Raw genomic sequence first — 19377 nt, forward strand, 5'->3', positions numbered from 1 at the left:
GGCAAGCCCTCCCGCCTCTCTCCCGTGCGGGTATCTCCTAGAGCAGGTGGGAACGACCCCATCCGCGCCGAATCCGCCAGCTGGCGAGGGCTCCGAACAACACCGCCAGCCCCAGCAGCACGGCGTTCGCCCGCATCATCTCCGCGGATTCGCCGTCCAGCGCGTGGCGGAAGGCCGACATCGCCCAGTATCCCGGGGACAGCGGCGCCAGCGCCCGCGCCCAGTCCGGCATCAGGCTCAGCGGTACGAGGGCACCGCCGAGCACGGTCAGCGCGAGCCCGCCGATGTCGTAGAACACCGCGAGTTCGCTGTGGCTGCGGGCGATGGTTCCCAGCGCCGTGCCGATGCACAGCAGGGTGACCACCCATATCGCCACCGCCGTCGCCAACAGCAGGACATCGCGTACGGGCAGGGCGAACAGCAGCGCCCCGAAGCCGAGGATCAGCACCTGCTGGAGCACCAGGATGACGAACGAGGGCACTACCTTGCCGGCGATCAGTTCCCAGGAGGCCGCCGGCGTGACCCGCAACCGGTCCCAGGTGCGCCAGACCCGTTCGGTGAGGATGGCCGAACCGACGATGGAGAGGGCGAGCAGCGAGAACATGACGAGCATGCCGGCGACGATCTGCGTGGTGCCGGCGGCGTTGCCGCTGCCCGACAGCGCGGCACGGTACAGCGGGTGCAGGACCGTGATGAGGATCAGCGGCATGAGTAGTCGGCTGACGACCGGACCCGGTTCGCGCAGCAGCAGCGTCGTGTTGAGACGGACCAACGCGTTGATCCGGGTCCGGACGGCTGAGTCGATCATGGCCGAGATACCTCCAGCGCCTGGTACAGATCGTCCAGGCTGGGTTTCCGAACGTCGACGGAGAGGGGAACCTGACCGTCGGCCAACAGTTCGGCGAGCGTCTGCGCCGGGTCGGCGCACGGGATCCGCAGTTCTCCGTCCACCACCTCACCGCGTTCACGGAGCCGGTCGGAAACGGCGCCGGCCAGCCGGACACGTAGCTCGCCGACCAGTCCGGACAGCAGGGTGGCCTGGTCACCCCGGGCAACCACACGACCGCCCCGGATGACCGCGAGAGTCGCGTCCAAATCGGACAGTTCCGGCAGGTAGTGGGTGGTGTAGACGACGGCGGCCCCGGCCTCGGCCCGCTTGCGCACCGCCGCCAGGAGCGCCTGCCGGGTCGGCGGGTCGGCGCCGGCGGTCGGCTCGTCGAGCAGCATGAGGGCGGGCTTCCCGAGCATGGCGGTGGCGACCTGGACCCGGCGCTGCTGACCGCCGGACAGGAGACCGACGGGCCGGTCGAGCACCGCGTCGAGTTGCATCTCCGCGATGGCCTCGGTCATGGCGCCGGTCAGGGCGGCCCCACGTAGGCCGACCAGACCGCCGAAGAGCCGCAGGTTCTCCCGGGGGGTGGCAGAGTAGTACAGCGAGATGTCCTGCGGGGTGAAGCCGATGTGCCGCCGGGCGTCCCGCGGCCGGCGACGGATGTCGATGCCGAGCACCCGGACCTCACCCCGGTCGGCCTGGGTCAGCCCCGTCACCACCTCGACGAAGGTCGTCTTTCCGGAGCCGTTCGCGCCGACCAGGCCGACGATTTCCCCGGGCGCGACCGTGAGCTGGAACTCGTCGAGTGCCGTCACCGAGCCGTACCGTTTGACCAGGCCCGTGGCGATAAGACTTTCGTCAGCCATTTATCTCGCCGCCCGTTCTTTCTCTGACTGATTGACCGTTGCGGGGGTTCTCCGCCGGCCAGGGTTCGCGGAATTGGCGACGGACCCGCCATTCCGCCGCAATGACCGCGGCCTCTACCCGTGAACCTACGCCGAGTTTGAGAAGAATGCGGGCCACGTGCTCCCGGGCGGTGCGCTCAGAAATGCCGAGTCGGGTGGCGACGGTGCGGTTGGTCATGCCCTCTTTCACAAGCTCAAGCACCTCAAACTCCCGCTTGCTGAGCGGTAGATTGTCTGAAAAGTCGCGCTTGGAATAGTCGGCTGAGTTAGCACGCGTCATCCTCGTCCCCCCGATCGTCGAGCCATGGTCCGATGGCTGGCGACTCGCATGCTAGTGAGCAAATATGGCGCGGTCAAGGTGAATGCGAGGCGGTCAAATGGCAAATTCATACCGCGACGAATCGTATCCGTTTCGTATTCGCCATTGGCGGAGGTTGCCCCACCGTGCGTCACGAGGCCGTGAGAGCAGATCATCTGCCGACCAATCCGCTCACCGCCCCGAGCCGGTCGAGGGGGATCTCACCGGCGGTCGCCTCGATCAGCAGACGCTCCGTGCCGAAGACGATCGCGGCGAGATCGGCCCGCGACAGGTAGTGGGTGTCGATCCAGAACACCACCCGAGCCCGGACGTCGAACTCGTGGACCTGCACGTACAGGCGCATGTTCTCGTCGTCCAACGTGTCCAGCCAGCGGAACGTCGACTCCACCGCGACGGCCCGCAACTCGTCGATCCCGTCCACCACCCGGTCCGCGCCCGCCTCCTCCCGGTGGTGGTAGTCGTACACCACCGGCAGGGCCAGGTGCGCTCCCCGGTGCGGCCCGTCCCCGTGCACCAGCGGAGCCACCTGGAGCGGGTCGCACTGACCGAATCGCGAGGCCCGCAGCAACCGGCGGGATGTCGACTCGACGAGATCGCCGAACGTCTCCCCATCCAGATCCAGACACAGCGGCGAGGACTGGAACAACTTCCCCACGGTGCCGCGCACCGCCGGCTGGTAGCGGTTGCTGACCACCACGAACAAGCCGCAGGACGGTTGTCCGAGATGGAATCCGAGCACCGCCGACACCGCCGCGAGGAGCACCGCCGACGGCGGAACCCGCCGCTGCTCGGCAACCAGGTAGGCGGCTTGCGACAGCGCCACCGACGTGAACTCGGCGGACCAGTACCGCGGACGTTCACCTGCCGGCACCCGCCCCGGCGGCGTAATGTCGGCGATCCGCGCCAACTCGCGCTCCCAGTGCCGGGTACCCGCCGCCGCCACCCGCAGTCCCGCCGGGCTCCGCTCGTCCGCGGCCTGGTCCAGCGGCTGCTGTCCAGGCCACGGCGCGCGGGCCGCCGCGTCCCCGGCCAGCCGCGCGGCCAGCTCCCGCTCCAGCAGATAGATGCCCCACCCGTCGACGGTCATGTTCGACAGGACGATCACGAGGCGGACGGCCGCACCGCCCCGGGTGACCACGCCGACCCGGATCGGCAGGTCCACCGCCAGTTCGAACCGACCGCGGTACAGCTCCATGGCCAACTCGTCGACGGCCTCGTCGACCGGGTCACCAGCCACCTCGCGGACCGTGACGGGAACGGTGCCGCTACCGTGCACCGCCTGCTCGAGGTCACCGTCCGGCCGGACGTGGTACGTGGTGCGCAGGGTCTCGTGCCGGCCCACCAGATCGCTCACCACCGCGAGGACCTTGTCCACGCCCCACCCGTCGGCGACCTGCGCCCGGATGACGATGTTGAGCCGGTTCTCCTTCGGCTCCAGTTCCCGCAACACGTCCCACGACCATCGCTGGGCCCAGGTGAGCGGGCCGTTCCGGCTGGTCAAACCGTCAAAGCTCGCGGTGGCTGCTGCCGTCATGCTCGATCTCCGTCCGGGCGCCGGACCTGGTGGGTGGGGAAGGAACAGTCGAGGGGAAACCCGTTGTGCAAGGTGGCCATGCGGTAGTGGGAGGAGATTCCGGCCAGCAGGCCGCCCAGGGAGCGGTCGGGCGTCCACCGGCCGGCGGGCAGCACGCCCCACCGCACCATGCCGTTGATCAGGCCAGGGTCACAGGGAACCCATCGGTCGTCGATCCGGAACTCCGCCCAGAAGTGCGGCATCGAGAACGGTGGCGCCACGATCAGCCCGTACCGGATCCGACTCCGCCACCCACGCTCCGCCGCCCCGCGCGCCAACAGTCGCGCGATGCCGGCACAGTCGGCGATCAGGTTGGCGGTGGAGAAGCCGACATCCCATCGGATCGTGTCGGGCAGCCGGAAGAACCGGATCGCCGACATCTCCGCCGCCAGGTCGGCCAGAGGCGCGGGCAGAGCCGGCCAGTCGTTGCGGAGCACGACATCGACGGCGTGGTCGACAGGGCGACTGCCGTCCGCGGGAACCGTCACCGACCTTCCGTCGGGTTGGTGGAAGGTGATCGCGCACGGCCCGCCGTGACCAGGAGACGGGCAGGCCGCCCGGTAGGTGACCCGGTAGGTCCGCTGCTCACCGTCCGGCCGGTCGAGCACCTGTGCCCAGAAGCGCATCGCCGCCCGCTGCGGCGTGCGCAGTGGCAGGTACAGGGCGAGATTGGTCAGGTCGTGCATGTCGTACAGCGCGTCGTCACCGGTGCCCACGCACGGCAGGCCGGCGGCGGTGGCGGCGTCCAGAACCGTCCGGTCCAGCCGGTAGGTCAGCGCCACGCTGCTCACCGGAACGGCGAACCGGCGCACCGACCAGGGAATGCGGTTCAACATCGACACCACCTCGGCCGTCCTGGTGGCCAACTCGGCGTCGGTCGCGGCGTCGCGGCTCGACCGGGCGACCCCCGCCGCCGTCACCGGATCACTCCCGCCGGCTCACGCAGCGACGGATCGGCGGGGATGACGGCCGGGAGGACACCCAGTTCCTCGGCGGCCACCCGCAGGGCGCCCGTGGCGTCATCGGCATCCGGTCGCGCGTCCCGTTCCGGGGCGAGCACCCGGACGACGATGCGGGTGGACCACCGGCGCCACCGCACGGCCGCGGCCAGCGGGCCCTCCTCCGTCACCAGGGCGACCAGCGCCACATCGGCGGGTTGACCGGGCTCGGCGTCGCCGGGCGCGGGCACGCCGGCGACCAGCACCTGCACGAGCGGATACGGGCGCTCCGCCACCCCCGACAGGACGATCGCCTCGCTCGCCAGATCCGGTTCCACCAGCAGGGCGTACGGGCGGTCGACGGAGTCCGCGACCGCGGCGGGGAACCAACCCGGAGGTGGCGCGGCCGGCGGCACGAGGCAGCGCACCTCGATGTGTTCGAGGCCCGGAACAGTGCCACGCCCGACCGTCGCGGCCTGCCGCAACGCGGCCGCCCGCCGCTTGTCGACGACGCAGACGAGCAGGAGCGGCGGACGCTCCGGCTCCGGTGGTGCCGAGTGGTTGTCCACCTGTCTCCCCGGAGGTAGAAGTCGGGTCAGTCGACCGGAAGCGGCTCGGCGGCCCGGTACGTCGCCACCACCGCCCACAGCGATCGCGGTGAGTAGAAGGTGTCCGCCGTCACCCGGTCCTCGTCGAACTCGAAGTCGAAGGCGCTCTCCAGATCAACCATCAGGCCCACCACCGCGATCGACGTCAAGCCGGCGTCGCCCAGCGGGGCGTCCGGGTCCAGCGGCTCCGCCGGATCGTGGTCCGGTAGGTGGGGCAGCAGCACGTCTTCGAACTCCTGCGGCCAGTCGCGCATCCGTCAAGCTCCGTTCGTTCCGCTGGTCGGTGGCCCGGCCGGATCCGCCGGCCGGGTCTCCAGGTCGTCGCGCAGAGCCGTGAGGAAGGAGACCGCATCGGCGCCGTTGATCACCCGGTGGTCGTAGGCGACGCCGATGTGGAGGTACTCGTGGGCCACGGGTCGCCCGTCGGCGTCCAACCGCAGTTCCTGCTGCACGCCGGCGACGGAAACGGTGCAGGTCAGGCCGGGCAGCACGATCGGTTGCGCAAGGACGACACCCGGCTCGGTGTGCAATGACACGACGATTGCGGGCCCGGCCAGATCATCCTCGCGCAGCGTGCCCCGCCTCGCCCGCAGCCGAAGCGTCATCAGGCGGTGGGCGGTCGCGGCGGGATCGTCGGAGGTCCCCTCGTGGACGACACCGATGGAGAGCCCGCGGCCGACGTCGATCGTGACACCCACGTCCGAGCGGTCCATGGTGCTCACCGTGAGGTCGTCGTGCACCGTCGCGAAGAACATCGGGAACCGCTCCCGCAACGCGGCCACGGCCACGATCACCAGTTCGGTCACCCCGATCGCGGTCCGGGTCCGCTCACCCAGGCTCCGCCGCCGGCGCCGGACCTCCTCCGCCGACACCTTGACGACCGTGAAAGCCGCCGGGATCGTGGCGTGCGACAGGCTGACCGCCTGCGCCACCGCGCGCTGGTGGGCGGGGAGCGGAACGCTGGGCGCCGAGACGGCGCCCACGAGGGATTCGACGTCGCCGCGCTTGATCACCCGCTTGCCAAGCGCCGCGATGTCAGCCTCGGCGATTCCGTGCCGTTCCATGAGTTCCCGTGCGCCCCTGGTAACCACCAGGCCCGTCTCGGCCTCCGGTGCCGGCGCGACCGGTTCCGCCCGCGCCCCCGCGGGCGCGGGACGGGACAACGCCTCACCGGCCGTCCCCCACAGCCGGCCGGCCACCTCGCCCGGCCGGCAGACGCTCTTGGGCGCCAGCTCGTGGGAGAGGAAACCCGCGGCCTCGGCCGTCAGGTCCGTCATGGCCTTGGATGTCTCCATCGTCGCCACGACATCACCCACGGCTACGGCATCGCCCGCGGCGACGACCCAATCCACCAACACGTACGTGTCGTCGGTGCTGTTGAGCCGGGGCACGGTCAGATCAGCCATGGTCGCCTCCGGCGAGTACCCGGTAGATGGTTTCCGTCTGCACGAGCAGTTCGCGCTCCAGATGCGTGGCCGCCGGGATCACGGCGCAGGGCGGCTGGAGGATCCGCACCGGATGCCGGAGCCGTCCCCATCGCCGCTCGTACACCACCCGGGCGACCTCGGCGGCCCAGCCGCCCCCGGCCACGCCGTCCTCCACGACGAGGACCCTGGTGGCGTCGTCGATGAACGGCAGCACCGGGTCCAGGTCGAGCGGCCACAACCGGTCCGGCACGACTGCCCGGCTCAGCACCTCGTCGTCCACCAGGGCGGTACGCATGGCCGGCAGCAGCCGGGGAACCAGTCCACCCGGGGCCACGACCAACCAGTCGGCCGGACCCGCCTCGGCGTCGACCATCATCCACGACTCGTCCACCGGAGCCAGCCGGAGGCAGTCGTCGATGCGGCCGGCCCGATACTCGGGCGTGGTGTAGAGCACCTTGTCCTCGAAGAACACGGCGGGCTCGCCGCTGGCGAGGGCACGGCTGAGCGTCCGGCGCGGGTCGTGCAGCGGCGACAGTTCGAGCAGTTGCAGATGCGGCACGCCGAACAGGTGTTTCTGCGGATTCTGACTGTGGGTCGGCCCGTAGCCGCGATTGCCGCCGACCGGACAGCGCACCACCACGCCCATCGGCAGCCGGCGCCCGTACATCGACACCGACTTGCTGATGAAGTTCACCAGCGGGTCGACGCACAGGGTGATGAAGTCCCCGAACATCACCTCGACGATCGCCCGGTCGCCACAGAGCGCCAGGCCGGCAGCCACGCCGGTCATGCCGCCCTCACTGATCGGCGTGCCGAACACCCGTCGCGGGAACGCGGTGGACAGCCCGCGGGTCACCCCGAAGGCGCCACCGGACGGATCGAGGATGTCCTCGCCGAGCAGGAACAACCGGTCGTCGTCGGCGAACAGATCGTGCAGCGCGTGGTTCAGGCCGGCGGAAACCCGTCGACCTGCGGTGGCCCCACTCATGCCGGGGCCGACCCGACGAGCGGCCGGGCGAGCACGTCGGCGGTCACCGCGGCCACGAGGTCCCGTTGCCGCTCGTCCGCCGAGGCGAACGCGGTGGGGTAGTGGTCGGCGTACCGGGCCGCCCAGTCCCGGTCCCACAACTCCCGTACCACCGCCGGGTCGCGGGTGTCGTCGCCCTTGCTGTGCGGCCCCAACCGCTGGGTGCGGAACTCCACGACCAACGGACCGGCGCCCGCACGCGTCTCCCGCATTGCGTCGGCGAGCTGCGTCCTGATGGTGCGGACACAGGTGACGTCCACGCGGGCGTACCGGATGTCGAAGGCCGCCACCCGGGCGGCGATCGACCCGGCCATGGCCTGCGACGTCGGCGTGGTCTGCGCGATCCCGTTGTTCTCGACGACCACGACCAGGGGAGCCCGCCACAACCGCGCCATGTTGAGTGCCTCGTAGACCACACCCTCACCCCACGTGCCGTCACCGATGTAGGCGACCGCCAGCGAATCCGAACCGGAGGTGCGGAAGTGCATCGCCGCGCCGAGAGCGGCCGGGACGTTCTCGCCCTGCACCCCGGTGGAACAGAAGCCCGGCCGGTACAGGTGCTGGCTGCCGCCGCGGCCGCCGCACACCGCGCCCTCGCGACCGGTCACCTCGGCGAGCAGCCCGGCGACGTCCCCGAACTGGGCGAGGTAGTGGCCGTGTCCCCGATGGTTGCTGAACACGAACGCCGGCTGCAGCAGGGTGTTCAGCGCCACCGGGATGTACTCCTGCCCGAGACAGGTGTGCGTCGTACCGCCGACGTGACCGGCGGCGAACAGGTTGAGCAGGGCCCGCTCGACGTGCCGGATCAGCAGGAGCATGTCGAGATCGGCGGGCTCCAACGGCAGCGGGACCGCCGGCGGGGTTTCCGGCCGAGCAGCAGCCGGCGACGTCGCCGGCCCGGAGACCGGTGATCGGGTATCCATCGGCCACCTCCCGTCGTCGACGCCAGTGCCCCACAGGCTGCCGAGTAGGTCATCGGCGCGTCTACACCGCTCCGGTGGCCAGATCCGGCCTGCCGGTTCGTGCCGGTTCTGCCTGTCCACTGCCTGCCCCGGCAGCCTTGACACCCCGAGCGGCCGTCGCCGAGATTGATCTGGCTTCGGGCCGTGCGGCGCACCGGATCGCCGCGGATCGAAGGCCGCCATCCGGGCCGCGACGAACAAGGCGGTCGCATGAGACAAGTCCTCCGACCCGACCCGCGACCGGATCCCGCCGACCGTGCGGCGCGCTACCGGCAGCTGGCGGATTCCTGGCACCGCGTGGTGCTGTATCGGGTCTGGCTGGTCCTGTTGGTGCCCTACCTCGTCGTGCGCGTCGCCTGGACGGACCTGTCCACCGCGCTCGGCCCCGTCGCGCTGGCGTTCGACCTGCTGGCGGTCCTCGTCACCGCGGCGACCGTCCTTCCCGCCCGCCGGGCGTACCTGCCGCAGCCCGTACCGGCCGGCCGGGACCGTCCCGTCGTCGACTGCCTCCTGCCCACCCACCTGGAGGACGTCGCCATCATCGAACCGACGGTCATCGCCGCGCGTCGTATCCGCGGCGTCCGCCGGGTCCTGCTGCTCGGCAACGTCGAGCGACCCGAGGTGGACCGGTTGTGCCGCCGGCACGGGGTCACCTATCTGCCCCGGGGGACGAACGTGTCGGCGAAGGCCGGCAACCTCAACAACGGGCTCCGGCACACCGACGCCGACCTCGTCCTCGTCCTGGACGCGGACCACATCGCCCGGCCCGACCTGCTGGATCATGTCGTCGGCTACTTCGACGACCCGCGGGTCGCCTACGTGCAGGCCCCGCAGACCTACTACAACACCGGGTCGTTCCTGTTCCGACCCATGCACGGCGAACCCGCCGGATGGAACGAGCAGTACCCGTTCTACCTGTGCCAGCAGGTGGCCCGCAACGGCGCCCGGGCGCCGATGTTCATGGGCTCGACCGCGGTGCTGCGCCGCGCCGCGCTGGCGGACATCGGTGGTTTCGCCGAGGGCAGCGTCACCGAGGACGTCCACACCTCGTTGCGGCTGCAGGGGCGGGGATGGACCGGCGTGTTCACACCGGAGCCACTGGCCTTCGGGCTGGAGGCCGGCAGCCTGCGCGAATACCACACCCAGCGGCGCCGGTGGTCCACGGGCGCCGTGGACCTGCTCGTCCGGTCCCCGGACTCACCGCTGCGCGCCCCAGGGCTTCCGTTCCGGGCCCGGCTGGGTTTCCTCGGCTATCTGCTGGGCCAGTTCGCCGGCCCTGCCCGGTTGGGTCTGCTGCTGGTGCCGATGACGATCCTGGTCACCGCCGTAAGCCCGGTGACCGTGCCGTACCTGATGTTCGGGCCGGTGTGGGCCGGGTGGTACCTGCTGAGCCTCGCGGTCACCGTGACACTGCACCGCGGCACCACCCGCGCGCGTTACCTTGAGGCGTACGCCTGGGGGGTGATGCCGGCACTCGTCAGCGGCGCGCTCGGGATCCTGGTCCGCACCCGGGAGTTCGCCTGGTCCCGCAAGGACGGTGGCCGCGCGGACCGGCACTGGGCGCGGTGGGCGTTGCCGACGTTGCTCGCGGGCGCGTTGGGCGGCGTGGCCTGGGTCCTGCGGCCCGGTGCGCACTGGTCGGCGCTGGTTGGCTGGAACGTCTCCTTCACCCTCTACCAGGCGGCGGCCCTCGCGTTGTTCCTCGGCTATCTGCGCCGCTTCGAACGGGCCCCGGGCGGCGAACCCGGAACCATCCTCGCCGGCGCCGCCCGGGTCGACTGGGTGATGGCCCAGCTGGCGGCGGGCCGGCTCGGACCTCCGGACCGGCTGGTACGCCCACCGCTCGTCCCGGACCCGGCCACCCGCGGCGAGCCCGTTTCCGTCGTCGGTGCGCACCCACATCCGGGAGAGGTCGGTTGATGTCCACGGGCGTGCGACCGCGTGCCGAGCCGACGCCGCCGCCCCGGCAGGCTCCCGCCGCGCCTTCGGGCGTACGCCGGCTGGCCCTGATCGGCGGTGGTCCGGTGGCGGCCACCGTGCTGGCCGCCCTGGCCGACGAGTTGGCCGCCTCCGGTGGCCCCGTCCCGTGGGAGATCGTCCTCGTCGACCGCACCGCCGAAACCGGGGGCGGCGAACCCCATGCCACCGGGACCAGCGCCGCCCTGCTGCTCAACGACCGGCTGGCCGCGATCGACTCGACCGGTGTCGGCTTCGGCCACTGGTTGGTGACCCACCGCGAACAGTGGCAGGCGAACCTCTCGGCCGACCCGGAACCGCTCGTGGCAGCGTGGCTCGCCGAGCATGCCGATCCGATCCGCGACGGGAGGTACGACAACCTGTTCGTGCCCAGGGTCCTGCTCGGTGAGTTCCTCAGGCAACGCTTCGCGGCGGCGCGACACCTGCTCGCCGGCCTCGGCGTGCCGGTGCGGGTGCTGGGCGGCGAGGTCCGGGCGGTCCGCCCGGACCGTCAAGGCTGGCTGCTGACCGTCTCCGGAGTGCCCGATCCGGTTGTCGCGGACACGGTGCTTCTCGGGCTGGGCAGCCCGCAGGCTCCGCCGCCGCCCGCCATGGGCCGGCCGGGGTTCTTCAGCTACGCGCAGGCGCGCGACGTGCTGGGCTTCCGCGCCCGGCTGGACCGGGTGTTGGCCACCGTCCGTGGCGGCACCAACCGGGTGGTGGTCCTCGGCTCCGCGGCGGCGGCGTGCGAGGTGCTGTACCTCCTGGAGGGCACCGCCGCCACCGAGATCCTGGTGATCTCCCGGGGCGGCCGTCTCCCGGACGGGCTCCCCTCGGGCATCGCCGAGCCCTTCGCGTCCCGAGCGCTCTGCGCACTCGCGGCCACCTGGTCGTCGGGGGACGAGGTGCCGTCCTCGGCGGCGCTCGTCGACGCCGTAATCGGGGACGTGGCGGACGGTCGGCGCCGCGGCTACACCATCGTGGACATGTTGCCGGCCCTCGGCGCGGCGTTCAACACCGTCCTTCCGCTGCTGCCACCGACGCAGTTCCGGCGGTTCGTGGAGGTCGACTCGGCCCGGTACCGCCGGACGATCCGGCACACCTCGACCGACTACGCCCGGTCGATCCGCCGGCTCACCGCGGCCGGCCGGCTCACCCTCCACCGGGCCACCGTGGCGGACGTCGCGCCAGGCACGGCCGATGAGCTTGTGGTCACGACGGGCGAGGCCCGCCTGCCGGCGGCGGCGGTCGTCGACTGCCGCGGGTTCACCGACGTCGGTTCCGCGGCCGGTCCACTCCTGCCTGATCTGCTCGCTTCCGGCACCGTCACCGCCAACCCGTCGGGCCGTGGGATCGCCGTCAACGAGCGACTCGAAGCGGCGCCGGGGCTGTTCGTCCACGGACCGCTGCTCGCCGGCACCTCCCGTGGCACCGACCAGATCTGGTCGCTCGAGAACGTCCCGCGGATCCACGCGCTGGCGGGCCGGGTGGCCAACGAGATCCGCACGAGGCTGAGCGCGGACGCGTCAGGCCGGCCCCAGAGAGGTGTGCGTCGATGAAAGTCGTACTGTTCTGCGGCGGTCGGGGCCAGCGGATGCGTGGCGAGGACGACGCCACCCCGAAGCCCATGGTCATGATCGGCGATCGGCCGCTCCTGTGGCATGTGATGCGCTACTACGCCCATTTCGGCTTCACCGACTTCGTCCTGTGCCTCGGCTACGGGGCGAACGCGGTGAAGGACTACTTCCTGCGCTACGACGAGACCCGGTCGAACGACTTCAGCCTCGTCAACGGGCGCGACATCCGGCTCTTCTCGACGGACATCACCGACTGGAACATCACCTTCATCGACACCGGCCCGCATTCCACAGTGGGAGAGCGGCTCATGCGCGTCCGCGAGCACGTCGCCGACGATCCGATGTTCCTCGCCAACTACGCCGACACCCTGACCGATGCCGACCTTTCCGTCCTCGTCGACCGGTTCCGGTGCGCCTCGGCCACGGCGAGCCTGCTCGCCGTCCCACCGGTCTCCACCCACCACGTCGTCCACGTCGCGGCCTCCGGCGCCGTCACCGGCATCCAACCGGTCCGGGATCTGGCCCAGTGGGAGAACGGCGGCTACTTTCTCTTCCGCCCCGAGATATTCGACGTGTTGTGGTCCGGTGAGGACCTGGTGCCCCACGCCCTGGACCGGCTGATTCCCACCGGTTCGGTGCTCGCCCAACGGCACACCGGATTCTGGCGGGCCGTCGACACGTTCAAGGACCGCGCTGAGCTGCTGGACATGTACCAGCGCGGCACGTGCCCGTGGATGCTGTGGGACCACCGCCGCTCGGCTGCCGAGACGCGCGGGGTGCTGGTGAACGGCTGATGCGGTCCCTGTCCCTGGATCGGGTGCGGTCCGTCGTGGCGATCGGCGCCCATCCCGACGACATCGAGATCGGGGCCGGCGGGCTGCTGCTCGGCCTGCCTCCGGGGGTGCGGGTCCGGTACGTGACCTGCACCGGCACGCCGGAGCGGCACGCCGAGGCACGTGCCGCCGCGGCCGCGTTCCTGCCCGACGCCGACGTGTCGTACGACCTGCACAGCTTCCCGGACGGCCGACTACCCGCGTACTGGGGCGAGGTCAAGGCCATCGTCGAGGCCGCGGCCCGCTCCGGCGCGGCCGACCTGGTTCTGGCTCCGGCCCGCGACGACCGGCACCAGGACCACCGGTTGCTCGGCGACCTGGTGCCCACGGCCTTTCGGGATGCCCTGATTCTGCACTTCGAGATCCCCAAGTGGGACGGTGACCTGACCGGGCGCCGGGTCTACGTCCCCATGACCGCGTGGACGGCCCGGCGCAAGGTCGAGCTGCTCTCGCGGTGCTTCCCATCCCAGAAGTCCCGGGACTGGTGGGACGACGAGGTGTTCCTCGGCCTGGCCCGGCTGCGCGGCATGGAGTGCCGGTCCCGGTACGCCGAGGCGTTCGACGTCGACAAGATCACCCTCCGGTTGGGAGAAGACGGTTGAGGGAGCCACGTCCCGGAGGCCGCCGCCGGGTCTCGCCCGACAACCTCCGTGAGCCGTGTCCACTCACCAGACCGAGGAGCTCGTCATGCCCGCCGCCTTCATCACCTCCTATCTCGGCGACTCGCCGGCAGCCGCGGACCATCTCGACCGGACGGTACGGGGGGTGGTGGACCAGACCGACGACGACTGGCTCCTGGCCATCGTCGACGACGCCTCCCCCGATCCGACGGCGCGCGAGCACCTGCGGAACCTGACCGGGCTGGCGCCGGACCGGATCGTCCTCCTGCGCCAGGACGTCAACCAGGGCCAGGGCGCCGGCCGCAACCTGGGGGTGCGGTGGGCGCACCGCCAGGGTTGCGAGTTCGTGCTGTTCCAGGACGCCGACGACATCGCCCACCCGCAGCGCCTGGAGCGGACCAGGCGGCTGTTCGCGGAACGCCCCGACGTCGACTTCGTCTACAGCACCTTCCTGGTCATCGACGAACACGACCAGCCCGTTCCGGTATCGCGACTGACGCCCTCGGTCGCGGAGATCCTCCAGTCGCACGAGACGCCGGTGCAGGGAGCCGGCGCGTGGATGCCGATCGGCACCACGGTCGGCTACACGACGCTGACCTCCACGGTGGCGGTGCGCACCCCGCTCGCCCTCGCCCACCCGTTCCCCGAGGAACGCGGTTGTGAGGACGCCCACGCCTGGCTGCGCATGTCGGCCGGCGGCTCCGCGTTCGCCTTCCTGCCGGACACCCCGGCCCGCTACCGGATCCCGCAGGGGACCCGGGGATCGGCCGACCGCAGCCGGATCGGTGACGACTACTACAGGCGCAAGGCGGAGGTCGAGACCGACGGGTTCCAGCAGGCCATGCGGATCGCGATCGACCGGGGCAGGCTCGATCCGTCGGCCGCTCCGGACCTCACCGCACGCTTCCTGCGGCGGCTGGCCGTCACGCTGGAACGCGAAGGGCAGCACGCGCTGGTCCGGGAGATCCTGGCGCAGTCGCCGACCGCGCCGGCCCGGCCGGCCTGACGAGCTCCCGGCCACGGTTGCCCTTGACCTGTACCCCGAGGTGCGGGTCTAGCGTCGCCGTATGGGGGATTTCGATTACGAGGCCAGGGGCCACGGGTACGCCGTGCAGCGGCGACCCGACGCACGCATCGCCGCGATGATCCACGCCGCGTTGGGGGATGCCACGACCGTGCTGAACGTCGGGGCGGGCGCCGGCTCCTACGAGCCCGCCGACCGGTACGTGGTCGCGGTCGAGCCGTCCGCCCGCATGCGCTCCCAGCGTCCGGCCGGCGCGGTCCCGGCGGTCGACGCCACCGCCGAGCGTCTGCCGTTCGACGACGACTCGTTCGACGCGGTCATGGCCACGGTGACGGTGCACCAGTGGTCGGACGCGGCACGTGGCCTGACCGAGTTGCGCCGGGTCGCGCGTGGCCCCGTGGTGGTGCTGACGTTCGACGGGGCGGCCCTCGACCGGTTCTGGCTGGCCGGGTACGCGCCCGAACTGATCGTCGCGGAGCGGCGGCGCTACCCGGCCATCGCCATGATCGCCGACCTGGTCGGCCGCGCCGTCGAGGTCGTCGAGGTGCCGATCCCGATCGACTGCGTCGACGGGTTCACCGAGGCCTACTACGCCCGGCCCGAGCGGTTCCTGGACCCGCGGGTGCGGGCCGCGCAGTCGGCCTGGGGTTTCGTCGATGCCGACGTCGAGGCCCGGGCCGTCGAGCGTCTGCGCGCCGACCTCACCTCCGGGGTTTGGGAGCAACGTCACGGCCACCTGCGTGCCCAGCCGCGGTTCCCCGGATCGCTGCGGCTGATCGTGGGCCGGCCGTGAGGGACTTCCTGCGCGGTCTGCCCGTGTTCGCCACCGCCCTGCCCGTCTTCGACCCGTCCGCCGCGCCGCGGCAGCCGCACGAGCTGTTCGCCGTCTGGCTCACCGAGGCGGTCGACGCGGGCGTACCGGAACCGCATGCCATGACGTTGTCCACCGTCGGGGTCGACGGTGTCCCGTCCGCGCGGGTCCTCATCGTCAAGAACGTCGACGAGCACGGGTGGCAGTTCGCCGTGCACGCCGACAGCCCCAAGGGTCAGGAACTCGCCCGGCACCCGGCCGCTGCCCTCACCTTCTACTGGCCGGCGCGGGGCCGCCAGATCCGCGTCCGTGGGCCCGTCCGCCGCGAGCCCGCGGACCGCAGCGCCGCCGACTTCCTCGCCCGGCCGCCGGGTTCCCGCGCCGAGGCGTCGATCGGCCGCCAGAGCCGGCCGCTGCCCGATCGTGGGACGCTCGACGCCGCGGTGGAGCGGGCCGCCGAGCGGATCGCCGACCACCCCCGCCTCGTGGTGCCGCAGTGGACGCTGCACACACTCGTCGCCGACGAGGTGGAGTTCTGGCAGGCCGACAGGCAGCGCAAGCACACCCGGCTGCGATACACCCGCACCGACGCCGGCTGGATTCACGGCATGCTCTGGCCGTGACGGTGGCCCTGCGCGACGAGGCTTGACCCGTACCCGAGGGTGTGGGTTTAGGGTCGCGGCATGCGGGTGGGTGAGCTGGCGCGGCGGACCGGGACGACCGTCCGCGCGTTGCGCTACTACGAGTCGGCGGGGCTCGTGGTCCCCCGCCGCCTGGGCAACGGCTACCGCGAGTACGAGCCGGTCGCCGTGCGGCAGGTCGCCCAGATCCGGGAACTCATGGCGCTGGGGCTGTCGGTCGAGGAGACGCGCCCCTTCGTCGAGTCGATCGCGGACGGCTCCGACGGTGACCTGTGCGCCGCCAGCCTGGCCACCTTCCGCGGCACCGTGACCGGGATGCAGAGGCGCATCGACGAGTTGACCGCCCAGCGCGACGCCCTCGACGCCCGCATCGACGCGGCCGCCCGCCAGGTCGTCACCGACGTGCCGGCCGGCGACGCCAACCCCGCCACCTTCGTCGGTACGCGCCTGCCGCGCCTGACCATCTACGCCAGCGACGGCCACCCCGTCGACCTGGGAGCACTCGGCTGCGGACGTACGGTCGTGTTCGTGTATCCGCTGACCGGGCGGCCGGGTGTGGACCTGCCCCGCGGGCTGCTGGAGGTGCACGGTGCGCGTGCCAGCACCGACCAGGCCACCTGGCTGCGCGACCACCACGCGGAACTGCTCGCCGCGGGGGCCGCCCGGGTGTACGGACTGTCCGCCCAGGCGACCGGCTACCAGCGTGAGTTGGCACACCGTCTGCGGCTGCCGTACCCGCTGATCCCCGACCCGAAGCTGGCCCTCGCGGCGGCGGCCGGCCTGCCCACCCGTAACGACGGCGGGCTGGCCCTCTACGAGCGGCTCACCCTGGTGGTGACCGACGACGTGGTGGAACACGTCTTCCACCCGATCCCGGATGCGGCCTCGCATCCGCTCGACGTCATGCGCTGGCTCACCCAGCGCCGCGCTACCGGATTCGGTCCACCGACGGGCTGACCGGACACCGCCAGGCGGGCAACTGTGCCGCGTCGTCGAACGGCCACCCGCTACCCGGCGCGGACGGCGGGTGCTCGGCCCGCCGCCGACAGCCGTTCGAGCACCGACCGGTGTGGCACCGCGTGGCTGGTCCGCCCGCGTACGCCGGTGGTGGTGACCGCCGTGAACAGCGAGTTGAGCAGCGCTTCCTCGACCGTGTCGAGGACGGCGGCGAAGACCGGGTCGATCTCGCTGTCGGGGATGGGTGCCTCCTGCGACGTGCCGAACGCGATCGCGTAGTCGCCGCTGGTGCTGCTGAAGGACGCGCCGACCCGAGCCATCGCGAAGATCGCCCGCCGGGCCACGCGGCCGAGTTGCCGGGCGTCCAGCGGTACGTCGGTGGCGACCACGATCATGCACGAGTTGCCGGGTGGTGCGGTCCGGTCGGCGTCCGGCACCAGTTCCTCGACGGGCAGCGGCACGCCGAGGACGGTGAGGGTCCCGCCGAAGTTGGACTGCACGAGAGCGCCTACCGTCGCGGAGCGGCCGGCCATCCGTACCGTCCGGGACGACGTGCCGATGCCGGCCTTGAAGCCCAGGGCCGTGGTGCCGGCGCCGGCACCGACGCATCCCTCTTCCGGCGGCCCGTCGGATGCTCCGGTGAGAGCGGCCAGGACGTGTGCCCGGGTGACCGGCCGGCGGCGGATGTCCGAGAGATAGCCGTCGTTGGTCTCGCCGACCAGGGGGTTGAACGACAGTCCTTCGGGCCGGCGGTCCATCAGGTATCCGAGCAGCGCGTCGGCGGCCCGGAATACGGACAGTGTGGCGGTCAGGACGACAGGCGACTCCAGCACGCCGAACTCGTCCACCTGGGTGGAGCCGACGAGCTTCCCGTGACCGTTTCCGGTGTACACGGCCGCGGGCAGCGTCCACCGCCCGGGGCCGAGGTGGCCCGGTACGACCGCGGTGACCCCGGTGTGCAGGTCGGCGCCGTCGTCGACAGTGGTGTGACCGACCAGCACCCCGGGCACGTCGGTGATCGCGTTGTGCGCCCCGGTGGGCAGGGTTCCGACGACGATCCCGAGGTCGCGGACGCGGCGACCGACCTGGTCCATGGTTCTCCTGTCGTCCGTTGCGGGCGGGTTGGCTCGGTCAGTGTGCGACCGCCGCCAGGGCGGCATGTGGGCGGTGCGTGCCGTCGGCGGGGCGGCTGTGCGGGTGGTTCGCCCGCGGGTGCGTGAGGAATTCGGGCACCAGGTCGATCCCGGTGACGCCGGCGCCCCGCGAGCGCAGGTGATCGGTGAGGTGGCCGGGCCCGCAGCCCAGGTCGAGCACCGTGCCGGTTCGCCCGGTCAGGTGGCGATCGATGAGGGCGAGGTCGTCGGCGTGCACCTGCCGGGTGGTGCCGAACAGGTCGATGTAGAGGCCGGCGACGGAGGCGTACGCCTGCCGGACCCGCTCCGGGTTCACCGCGTGACTATATGGGCTCCGGCCCGCCCCGGGGTGGCAGCCATCGAAAGTTACGACTTGACGAACATCGTGTTATCGCTCACAGTCGATGGCGTAGTGCGGCGACACCGACGGCTCACCGGACGAGTGATCGCCGCGACTCCGGACCGGGCGACTTCCGGAGCGCGCGGGCGTCCTGTTAGCGCTAACAACGTGCCGACCCCGGCCTCAGCTCTCTGAAGGAGGATCATGTTTTCTCTCGGTAGGTCTCCGTCGACCGCGGCGCCGCCGCGACGGCGTTCGTGGCTGCCCCGGGTCGTCGCCACCGGCGTGACGGCGCTGCTGGTGGGCGCCGGTGCCGCAGCGGTGGTCCCGACGTCCGCGTCGGCCGCCACCGTCGACACGAGCGCCTGGTACGTGCTGGTCAACCGCAACAGCGGCAAGGCGCTCGACGTCTACAACCTGGCCACCAACGACGGCGCGCGGATCGTCCAGTGGGCGCGTAACGACGGCAACCAGCAGCAGTGGCAGTTCGTCGACTCCGGCGGCGGCTACTACCGGCTGAAGTCGCGACTGTCCGGCAAGGTGCTCGACGTCTACAACTGGTCCACCGCCAACGGCGGCAACATCGTGCAGTGGTCCGACTCCAACGGGACCAACCAGCAGTTCCGGCTGGCCGACTCGGACAGCGGCTACGTCCGGCTGATCAACCGGAACAGCAACAGGGTGGTGGAGGTGCAGGGCGCCTCGACCGCCGACGGCGGCAGCATCGTCCAGTACGACGACTGGAACGGCGCCAACCAGCAGTGGCAGCTCGTCCGGGTCGACGGCGGGGGCAACCCCACCACACCGCCGCCGCCGGCGACGACGCCGCCGCCGGGTGGGACGTGCAGTCTGCCGTCGTCGTACCGGTGGTCGTCGACGGGTGTGTTGGCGCAG

20 protein-coding genes and 1 pseudogene are annotated in these 19377 nt (G+C 71.6%); 9 read left to right on the forward strand and 12 right to left on the reverse strand.

What is annotated here, in order from left to right; genetic code table 11:
• Nucleotides 1-37: 37 nt before the first annotated feature.
• From ACLQ2X_RS27255 to ACLQ2X_RS27300, 10 genes are all read right to left on the reverse strand, one after another.
• Nucleotides 38-808 carry an ABC transporter permease gene (locus ACLQ2X_RS27255; RefSeq protein ID WP_425683944.1) on the reverse strand — a complete coding sequence of 257 codons (771 nt, stop codon included), beginning with the start codon at nt 806-808 and terminating at the stop codon, nt 38-40.
• A complete protein-coding gene (locus ACLQ2X_RS27260; RefSeq protein WP_425683945.1) occupies nt 805-1698 on the reverse strand; it encodes an ABC transporter ATP-binding protein in 894 nt (297 codons plus the stop codon). Before ACLQ2X_RS27260 ends, ACLQ2X_RS27255 begins: the two co-directional genes overlap by 4 nt.
• A complete protein-coding gene (locus ACLQ2X_RS27265) occupies nt 1691-2017 on the reverse strand; it encodes a response regulator transcription factor (protein ID WP_425683946.1) in 327 nt (108 codons plus the stop codon). The genes ACLQ2X_RS27260 and ACLQ2X_RS27265 overlap by 8 nt, the downstream gene beginning before the upstream one ends.
• A gap of 190 nt (nt 2018-2207) precedes the next feature.
• Nucleotides 2208-3590, reverse strand: coding sequence for a condensation domain-containing protein (locus tag ACLQ2X_RS27270; RefSeq protein ID WP_425683947.1), 1383 nt, complete (start codon nt 3588-3590; stop codon nt 2208-2210).
• A complete protein-coding gene (locus ACLQ2X_RS27275; RefSeq protein WP_425683948.1) occupies nt 3587-4549 on the reverse strand; it encodes a hypothetical protein in 963 nt (320 codons plus the stop codon). Before ACLQ2X_RS27275 ends, ACLQ2X_RS27270 begins: the two co-directional genes overlap by 4 nt.
• A complete protein-coding gene (locus ACLQ2X_RS27280; protein ID WP_425683949.1) occupies nt 4546-5136 on the reverse strand; it encodes a hypothetical protein in 591 nt (196 codons plus the stop codon). The genes ACLQ2X_RS27275 and ACLQ2X_RS27280 overlap by 4 nt, the downstream gene beginning before the upstream one ends.
• Before the next feature lie 26 nt (nt 5137-5162).
• Complete coding sequence (locus ACLQ2X_RS27285) at nt 5163-5429, reverse strand: phosphopantetheine-binding protein (RefSeq protein ID WP_425683950.1); 267 nt, start codon at nt 5427-5429, stop codon at nt 5163-5165.
• A 3-nt stretch (nt 5430-5432) separates the two neighbouring features.
• On the reverse strand, nt 5433-6581 hold the full coding sequence (locus ACLQ2X_RS27290) for a 2-oxo acid dehydrogenase subunit E2 (RefSeq protein WP_425683951.1): 1149 nt from the start codon (nt 6579-6581) through the stop codon (nt 5433-5435).
• A complete protein-coding gene (locus ACLQ2X_RS27295; RefSeq protein ID WP_425683952.1) occupies nt 6574-7590 on the reverse strand; it encodes an alpha-ketoacid dehydrogenase subunit beta in 1017 nt (338 codons plus the stop codon). Before ACLQ2X_RS27295 ends, ACLQ2X_RS27290 begins: the two co-directional genes overlap by 8 nt.
• Entirely contained in the window at nt 7587-8552 is a 966-nt protein-coding gene (locus ACLQ2X_RS27300; protein ID WP_425683953.1) for a thiamine pyrophosphate-dependent dehydrogenase E1 component subunit alpha, read from the reverse strand. Before ACLQ2X_RS27300 ends, ACLQ2X_RS27295 begins: the two co-directional genes overlap by 4 nt.
• A gap of 249 nt (nt 8553-8801) precedes the next feature.
• On the opposite strand from ACLQ2X_RS27300, the gene ACLQ2X_RS27305 reads away from it, so the two are divergent.
• From ACLQ2X_RS27305 to ACLQ2X_RS27340, 8 genes are all read left to right on the forward strand, one after another.
• A complete protein-coding gene (locus ACLQ2X_RS27305) occupies nt 8802-10511 on the forward strand; it encodes a glycosyltransferase family 2 protein (RefSeq protein ID WP_425683954.1) in 1710 nt (569 codons plus the stop codon).
• Nucleotides 10511-12106: an FAD/NAD(P)-binding protein gene (locus ACLQ2X_RS27310; RefSeq protein WP_425683955.1), complete on the forward strand. Its 1596-nt coding sequence runs from the start codon at nt 10511-10513 to the stop codon at nt 12104-12106. The genes ACLQ2X_RS27305 and ACLQ2X_RS27310 overlap by 1 nt, the downstream gene beginning before the upstream one ends.
• On the forward strand, nt 12103-12918 hold the full coding sequence (locus ACLQ2X_RS27315; protein ID WP_425683956.1) for a sugar phosphate nucleotidyltransferase: 816 nt from the start codon (nt 12103-12105) through the stop codon (nt 12916-12918). The genes ACLQ2X_RS27310 and ACLQ2X_RS27315 overlap by 4 nt, the downstream gene beginning before the upstream one ends.
• On the forward strand, nt 12918-13559 hold the full coding sequence (locus ACLQ2X_RS27320) for a PIG-L deacetylase family protein (RefSeq protein ID WP_425683957.1): 642 nt from the start codon (nt 12918-12920) through the stop codon (nt 13557-13559). Before ACLQ2X_RS27315 ends, ACLQ2X_RS27320 begins: the two co-directional genes overlap by 1 nt.
• Nucleotides 13560-13644: 85 nt before the next feature.
• Nucleotides 13645-14583 carry a glycosyltransferase family 2 protein gene (locus ACLQ2X_RS27325; protein WP_425683958.1) on the forward strand — a complete coding sequence of 313 codons (939 nt, stop codon included), beginning with the start codon at nt 13645-13647 and terminating at the stop codon, nt 14581-14583.
• 61 nt (nt 14584-14644) lie between these two features.
• A complete protein-coding gene (locus ACLQ2X_RS27330) occupies nt 14645-15394 on the forward strand; it encodes a class I SAM-dependent methyltransferase (protein ID WP_425683959.1) in 750 nt (249 codons plus the stop codon).
• On the forward strand, nt 15391-16035 hold the full coding sequence (locus ACLQ2X_RS27335; RefSeq protein ID WP_425683960.1) for a pyridoxine/pyridoxamine 5'-phosphate oxidase: 645 nt from the start codon (nt 15391-15393) through the stop codon (nt 16033-16035). Before ACLQ2X_RS27330 ends, ACLQ2X_RS27335 begins: the two co-directional genes overlap by 4 nt.
• A gap of 60 nt (nt 16036-16095) precedes the next feature.
• Nucleotides 16096-17010, forward strand: a complete 915-nt coding sequence (locus ACLQ2X_RS27340) for a MerR family transcriptional regulator (RefSeq protein ID WP_425683961.1) — start codon at nt 16096-16098, stop codon at nt 17008-17010.
• 50 nt (nt 17011-17060) lie between these two features.
• Here the strand turns inward: ACLQ2X_RS27340 and ACLQ2X_RS27345 are convergent, their stop codons facing one another.
• Both ACLQ2X_RS27345 and ACLQ2X_RS27350 read right to left on the reverse strand, forming a co-directional pair.
• Complete coding sequence (locus ACLQ2X_RS27345; RefSeq protein ID WP_425683962.1) at nt 17061-18104, reverse strand: P1 family peptidase; 1044 nt, start codon at nt 18102-18104, stop codon at nt 17061-17063.
• Between the two features lie 100 nt (nt 18105-18204).
• A pseudogene (locus ACLQ2X_RS27350) lies at nt 18205-18459 on the reverse strand (class I SAM-dependent methyltransferase); the annotation flags it as partial.
• Nucleotides 18460-18687: 228 nt separating this feature from the next.
• On the opposite strand from ACLQ2X_RS27350, the gene ACLQ2X_RS27355 reads away from it, so the two are divergent.
• Nucleotides 18688-19377: RICIN domain-containing protein (locus tag ACLQ2X_RS27355; RefSeq protein WP_425683963.1), on the forward strand; the 690-nt coding region annotated here is incomplete at its 3' end.

This window comes from Micromonospora sp. DT31, from assembly GCF_049841795.1.
Taxonomy (GTDB): domain Bacteria; phylum Actinomycetota; class Actinomycetes; order Mycobacteriales; family Micromonosporaceae; genus Micromonospora.